Origin of the sequence: Bradyrhizobium sp. ERR14, from assembly GCF_014198235.1 — a bacterium.
Lineage (GTDB): Bacteria > Pseudomonadota > Alphaproteobacteria > Rhizobiales > Xanthobacteraceae > Bradyrhizobium.
In genome coordinates this window covers 1-1,869 of sequence record NZ_JACIHD010000061.1, presented here as the reverse complement: position 1 = coordinate 1,869, position 1,869 = coordinate 1, and the positions used below count along the sequence as shown (strand labels likewise).

Annotated in this window: 2 protein-coding genes, 1 pseudogene and 1 other annotated feature; of the genes and pseudogenes, 2 read left to right on the top strand and 1 reads right to left on the bottom strand. The window is 63.0% G+C overall.

All coding sequences use genetic code 11. The features are described 5' to 3' along the window. Positions 1 to 222 precede the first annotated feature (222 nt). On the top strand, positions 223 to 900 hold the full coding sequence (locus tag GGD62_RS40495) for a tyrosine-type recombinase/integrase (RefSeq protein ID WP_249779026.1): 678 nt from the start codon (positions 223 to 225) through the stop codon (positions 898 to 900). Positions 901 to 1,173: 273 nt separating this feature from the next. On the opposite strand, the gene GGD62_RS42080 is transcribed toward GGD62_RS40495, so the two are convergent. Beyond that, on the bottom strand, positions 1,174 to 1,335 hold the full coding sequence (locus GGD62_RS42080) for a transposase (protein ID WP_183714845.1): 162 nt from the start codon (positions 1,333 to 1,335) through the stop codon (positions 1,174 to 1,176). On the opposite strand from GGD62_RS42080, the pseudogene GGD62_RS40485 reads away from it, so the two are divergent. Then, positions 1,329 to 1,869: pseudogene (locus tag GGD62_RS40485) on the top strand (transposase); the annotation flags it as partial. The gene GGD62_RS42080 and the pseudogene GGD62_RS40485 overlap by 7 nt on opposite strands. After that, positions 1,613 to 1,729 (top strand) — a sequence feature (AL1L pseudoknot). (Overlaps the previous pseudogene by 117 nt.)

Sequence of the window (1,869 nt, the reverse complement as noted above, 5' to 3'; positions counted from 1 at the left end):
CGAACTTGCCACGCATCCAAAGCTCCGAGATCCAACGCAAATCAGTGAATCACGGAAATCGAACAAAAACGATAGTTTTTCAGCAGACTGCTAGAGAAGCAGCGCGGCAACTCGGCGCGAACTCGCAATGCCCGGCTCGCTGCGATCAACTCGTTCTTCCGCTATCTGGAATACAGGGTGCCATCCTGCCTCGACCAATCACGTCGGATCCGTGCGATCCCGATGAAGAAGACCGATCAGGCGCTCGTCGGCTTTCTCACTCGTGACGAGCTGCAGGCTCTGTTAGATGCGCCAGACGCGAGCACCGTGTCCGGCATCCGTGATCGAGCCATGCTGCATCTGGCCTTCGCCGCAGGCATGCGCGTGTCGGAGCTGGTCGGCCTCCGGCTCGATCAGATCGACCGCCAGACCATGTCCAGTGTGCACATCATGGGTAAGGGCCGTCGTGAACGTGTCTTGCCGCTCTGGAAACAAACGGCGGCAGCTGTGAAGGCTTGGCTCAAAGTGCGCCCAGTCACCGACGCTCCTGAGCTGTTCTTCAACGCCCGTGCTCAGGCGATGACCCGCTCGGGCTTTGAATACATCCTGACCAAGCATGTCGCCGTCGCCGCTCGCAAGGCGCCGTCGATCGCCGGCAAAGGCGTCAGTCCTCACGTACTGCGCCATACCTGCGCCATGCATACGCTTCAGGCGACTCGCGACGTCCGGAAAGTCTCGCTATGGCTCGGACACGCCAGCCTGCAAAGCACCGAGGTCTACCTTCGCGCCGATCCGACAGAGAAGCTCGAAGCGCTCGCCGCCATGTCGCCGCCGATGCTGACGCCCGGTCGATTCCGGGCGCCCGACAAGCTCCTGGCCATGCTGAATGTGGCCGGACGCAAGCCGAATTATGCGGAGTGAAATAGGCGAGAAGACCGCGGCGGGAACCAACTTCCCGCCGCACACTCCGCATAATCGTGGGCTCCGCATAATTGCGGAAGTCGACGGGATGGCTGGCGAGGAACACCTTCACACCAGAGGGGATCATGCCGATCGGACCGCCCGGATCACCCGCTGCAAGTGTGCCTCGTCGACATCGACGCCGGCGCGCACGACCATCTCGCCAACGGCTATCTCGATCACTGCGTCTGACATGCACGCCACCGCGGCTTCGCGACTCGAGCGCTGCGAGGGCTAGGTTCTTTCGGCCCGAGCATCGCGACGCCAGGCGAAGAGCTGCGAGGGGTGAATGCCGATCCGATGGGCGATCCCCGATACACTCGCGCCAGGCTCCTGCGCTGAACCGCCCCGGGTTTGCCGGAGGCTCCAACTCCTGAGAGGATGGAGCCATGACAAGCAAGACGACGAACAAGTTTTCGCCTGAGGTCCGGGACCGTGCGGTTCGGATGGTTCTGGATCACGCCGGCGAGCACCCTTCGCGCTGGGCGGCGGTGACCTCGATTGCGGCCAAGATCGGCTGCACGCCGCAGACGCTACATGACTGGGTCAAGAAGGCCGAGATCGACAGCGGGCAGCGGGCGGGCGTTCCGACGGAGATGGCCGAGAAGCTGAAGGCCCTGGAACGGGAGAACCGTGAGCTCCGGCAGGCCAACGAGATCCTGCGCAAGGCGAGCGCGTATTTTGCGATGGCGGAGCTCGACCGCCGGTCCAAGCCATGATCGCCTTCATTGACGATCATCGTGGGGCGCATGGGGTCGAGCCGATCTGCAAGGTCTTGCCGATCGCCCCCTCGACCTACCATGCCCATGTGGCCAAGCGGCGCGATCCGGCCAAACTGTCGGCGCGTGCCCGGCAGGACGGGGCGCTGAAGATCGAGGTTCGACGCGTCTTCGATCAGAACTTCTCCGTCTATGGCGTGCGCAAGGTCTG